This window comes from Geobacillus sp. CAMR5420, from assembly GCF_000691465.1.
In the GTDB taxonomy this organism is placed as follows: domain Bacteria; phylum Bacillota; class Bacilli; order Bacillales; family Anoxybacillaceae; genus Geobacillus; species Geobacillus thermoleovorans.
This window is the reverse complement of the sequence record NZ_JHUS01000065.1, coordinates 1-4097: the sequence shown is the minus strand read 5'-3', so window position 1 is coordinate 4097 and position 4097 is coordinate 1. Positions and strand designations below refer to the sequence as shown.

The 4097-nt window shown below is 54.4% G+C and carries 3 protein-coding genes; all 3 read left to right on the top strand.

From position 1 onward, the window contains the following. Positions 1-72: 72 nt before the first annotated feature. The 3 genes from DI44_RS01190 (at position 73) to DI44_RS01200 (ending at position 3992) form a co-directional block, all read left to right on the top strand. Positions 73-1305 carry a CAP-associated domain-containing protein gene (locus DI44_RS01190; protein ID WP_033026378.1) on the top strand — a complete coding sequence of 411 codons (1233 nt, stop codon included), beginning with the start codon at positions 73-75 and terminating at the stop codon, positions 1303-1305. Between the two features lie 160 nt (positions 1306-1465). Continuing rightward, a complete protein-coding gene (locus DI44_RS01195) occupies positions 1466-3424 on the top strand; it encodes a phosphodiester glycosidase family protein (protein WP_033026376.1) in 1959 nt (652 codons plus the stop codon). Between the two features lie 166 nt (positions 3425-3590). Next, complete coding sequence (locus DI44_RS01200; protein ID WP_015375879.1) at positions 3591-3992, top strand: hypothetical protein; 402 nt, start codon at positions 3591-3593, stop codon at positions 3990-3992. The last annotated feature ends 105 nt before the right edge of the window (positions 3993-4097 follow it).

Genomic DNA, 4097 nt, shown 5'->3' with positions numbered 1-4097 from the left:
ATTTTTTGGACACCCCTGAGGGGCCGAAAAGCCTTGATAGATCAATATTTCTAGAGGGAGGAGCGGACGGAAGTGAGAAAATGGGTGCAGAAGGCGGCAATCGGAATGCTGTTGGCTGCGGCTGGATGGCTTTGGATGCCGAGTTCATCCATGGTCAAGGCGGGGGGATGCGGAGAACGTGTCGGCACGGAAAAAGTGTGGTGGGACGGTGCTGAACTGAAGCCCGGACAAATCGGCCGGTTGACGGTCACAGCGCCGACAGAGCTATGGTTGTCGAACAAAGCAGTGAAGACGCTGCCAAGCGGTGCGGTGTATCGCGTATACGCGTTGCGCGGCGGCTATTTTGATGTCGGCCGAGGATATGGGATCAAGAACGATGCCCGCGTCCGCTATGAAACGCCGTCAAAAGAGAAGTTGGCCGCTGCTTTATGCGTGCAGCGGGCGAAGGCAAACATGGCGGATGTCACGATGAACGGGGTGGCGATCGGCGACTCGCGCGCCAAGGTCGAAGCGATGTACGGCAAGGCGAAGCGGAAGACAAAAAACGCCTACGGCCTATATTGGGAGGCGTATGATCAGGGCGGTTACAAAAACTTTTTGATGGTGAGCTATGACCGTGATCGGGTGGCGGCGATGTACACGAACCAACCGATTGTCCAAACGAACAAGGGGGCCGCCATCGGGACAACGAAGACGGCGGTGGAATCGCTGTACGGCCGGCCGCTCGCCTTCATCCAAAAAAAGGATGCCGTCTACAACATTCAAAATGACGAATACGGGATCTATCTTGTCAACGGCCGCTACGTCACCTTCTTTTATGACCGGTACAACAACAACCGGGTGGATGGCGTGCTTGTCGTCAATCGGGCGCTCGAGGATGAAAAGCCCGGGTTTTACGGAACGGCGACGGAGGAGCTGCGCACGGCCTATGAATATCAAATTTTTGATTTAGCAAACGCGGCGCGCCGCTTGCACGGGCTTCCGGCGCTCGCGTGGGATGCGAAGGCGGCGGCGGCCGCCCGTGAACATAGCGAAGATATGGCGGTCCATCACTACTTCTCTCATACGAACTTGCAAGGCCTGTCGCCGTTTGACCGCCTGAAGCGCCATGGCATCGCTTATCGCGTGGCGGGAGAGAACATCGCCTACGGACAATACGATGCGATTTTTGTCCATGAAGCGTGGATGCACTCGCTCGGTCATCGGCAAAACCTTTTATATCCGGACTTTACCCGCCTCGGCGTTGGGGTGGCGTTCAATTCATTTCATCAACCCTACTACTCTCAAGAGTTTTATACTCCGTGACCGCGGATGATGTTTTCGCTTCTACAGAGCGTCCCAACCTTGCTGGGACGTTCTTTTTTTTTGACTAAATAAATGGAAAAGGGTTCCCCTTTTTGTAGAAGTTTGTCGTATAATAGAATCGATTGCAACAAAATGATAGAAAGAGAGGAAAATAGGACCAGTGGGAAAAGCGAAGAACATCATCCGCATTGGGATCGGGGCGGTGTTGGCCGCATGGACGGCGCTGCAGGCGGCAGAAGCGGATGCCGGAGCGAATGTCGTCTACTGGGAAGGCATGCGCCTCGTGCAGGGGCAGATTGGGAAATTGGAGATTGTGAAACCTATTAATCTATGGAAACGGGAAAACGGGGCGCTGACGTTTGTCCGCGTGTTGCAGCCTGGAGAACAGTACCGGGTGTATTCGTATGACGAGGCGTTTGGCGGCCAATACGGGGTTGGCGGTGGATATTACGTCACCAATATCAAAGGGCATGTCGTGTATAAAACGCCGTCAAAGGAGAAGCTGAAGCTTGTCAATCCGGGGAAGTATGGGGCAAGGCAGCTGGCGGTCGGCACAGTGGTAAAGGAGGTGTCGACGCGCATCGCCTCCGGGGTGGAAAAAGAGGAAATGGAAATCGTCGGAACGCGCGGCAAGCAGCATGTGTACAAGCTTGACATCGATACGTCGAATGAGAGGCTGGCCATTGAGACGGCGCTGTCCAATGATCAAGTGCTTGGCGTTGAACCGGTGCTTGAGCAGGCAAAACGGTACGATGGCCGCGACGGAATCGTACTGGCGGCGGTGAACGGCGATTATTTCAAAGAGGATGGTTCGCCGACCGATTTGATGGTGCACCGGGGAGAGATCGTGATGACGAATACGACGCCGGCGGCGGAACGGACGATTTTTGGCATCAGCGCTGATGGAAAGCCGATGATTGGAAACCCAGATGTTCAAATTGGCGTTCGAATTGGAGAAGGAGGCTCATATCCCGTCGATGGCATCAACAAGCCGCGGCGCGCTCATCAGTTGATTTTGTACACCCCGTATTTCGCTGCCTCCACGAAAACGAACGCTCTTGGGACGGAAGTCGTGCTGACGAATGTACAAGGGGTGTTGAACGGGAATGGAACGGTCACCGGAACGGTGAAGAAGGTGGCTGTGAGTCAAGGAGATGAGCCGCTTCAGCCTGGGGAATTGGTGTTGTCGGGCCATGGCCGGGCGAGTGACTATTTGCGGCAGGCGAAAGAAGGGGATGCGGTGGAAATTTCCCTTCAGTATGACCAGCCCGAATGGAGTGGGGTGAGAGAAGCGCTCGGCGGCCGATACCGGTTGGTGGCGGATGGACAGGCGCAATCGTTTGCGATTGCTGGGGTGCATCCTCGCACAGCCGTCGGCATTGACCGCAACGGCAACGTCATGCTCGTCGTTGTCGATGGCCGCCAGCCTGCTCATAGCCAAGGCATGACGTTGAATGAGCTGGCCAAACTGATGCATGAGCTTGGCGCCGTCGATGCGATGACGCTCGATGGCGGCGGTTCTTCGACCTTTGTCGTCCGCCAGCCAAACGGGCAGCTCAAAGTCGAAAACAAGCCGTCTGATGGATTTGCGCGTCCGGTGGCGAATGCGCTTCTTGTTGTGTACAAAGAGACGCAAGAGAACGGGGAAAGCGAAGAAGTGCTTGATGATTTTGAGAACGAGTTGAAGTGGAATGCATCGGGCGTCAACTATGTGGGGGCTGCGGTCGAGCGGACGACAGAAAAGGTGAGAGAAGGAAAGCAGGCGCTGAAAATTTCATACGATTTCCGCGGGATGCCAGGGACATCCGGCGTCTATGCTAGTCGGGAGAAAGCGATTTGGATTTCGAAACGGCCGCAAGCGATTGGCATGTGGGTGTATGGAGACGGAAGCGGCCATTGGCTGCGCGCCCAGCTGCAGGATGGAAGCGGGCGCCGCATTTGGATCGATTTTGCCCGCCATGTCGATTGGATCGGTTGGAAATATGTCGAAGCCGCTGTGCCCAGCGATGTCGCGCTTCCGCTCATGCTGGAGATGCCGGTGCGTTATATGGAAACGGATATCGGACGGAAAAACGCCGGAGCGATTTACATCGACGGCCTTCGCGCCATCTTCCGCTGATGGGCGCGCCTCCCCTGCTTGCCTAGAAGAGGGAATGAACAAGGGATGTTGCTCACTAATCGAGAAAGTCCTTGCATGCTGTTCTTCTAGGCATTTGCATTTCTCTGAAAAGTATTGTATATATTAGAAAATGGGCGGATAGGCAAACCACAAGGGAGGCAAAAGTTTGACGATGGACGAGCAAACATTGTTGGAGCAGTTGCGGAAAAATCCGCCGAAGCTGGTCGGAGGATATAAAAAACAAGGATGGGCGATCAAAGTGTTGGAGCGAATCGCCAATCCGGATGTGGAAGACGAAGGGGACGGCCGGGTGACGGCCAAAGCGGTGCTGTGGGCGCAAGACGGCACGTATTACCCGGCTTTTTTGACAATTGACCTCAATCAACAAGGAAGAGTCGTCGGCGTCTATTTTATCGCTGAAAACAAGGAGCAGTTCGATTTGATTCCGTTCGAATGGGCGAAAGAGTTTCTTGGCAAGCCAGAGCAGGAAATCGTTCCGTTTCGCTACCGGACGCTGAGCAAAATCGACGGCGACAAGCAGCAAACTCATTGGCCGGACTTTCGTTGATCAAGGCTGGCTCTGACAGTCAAAAAGGTGGCTGAAGAGTCGGCCTTATTTTTATGCTTTGAAGGGCTTACGTTGGATTTTTTTTCGTGTGAGTAAAATATTTGT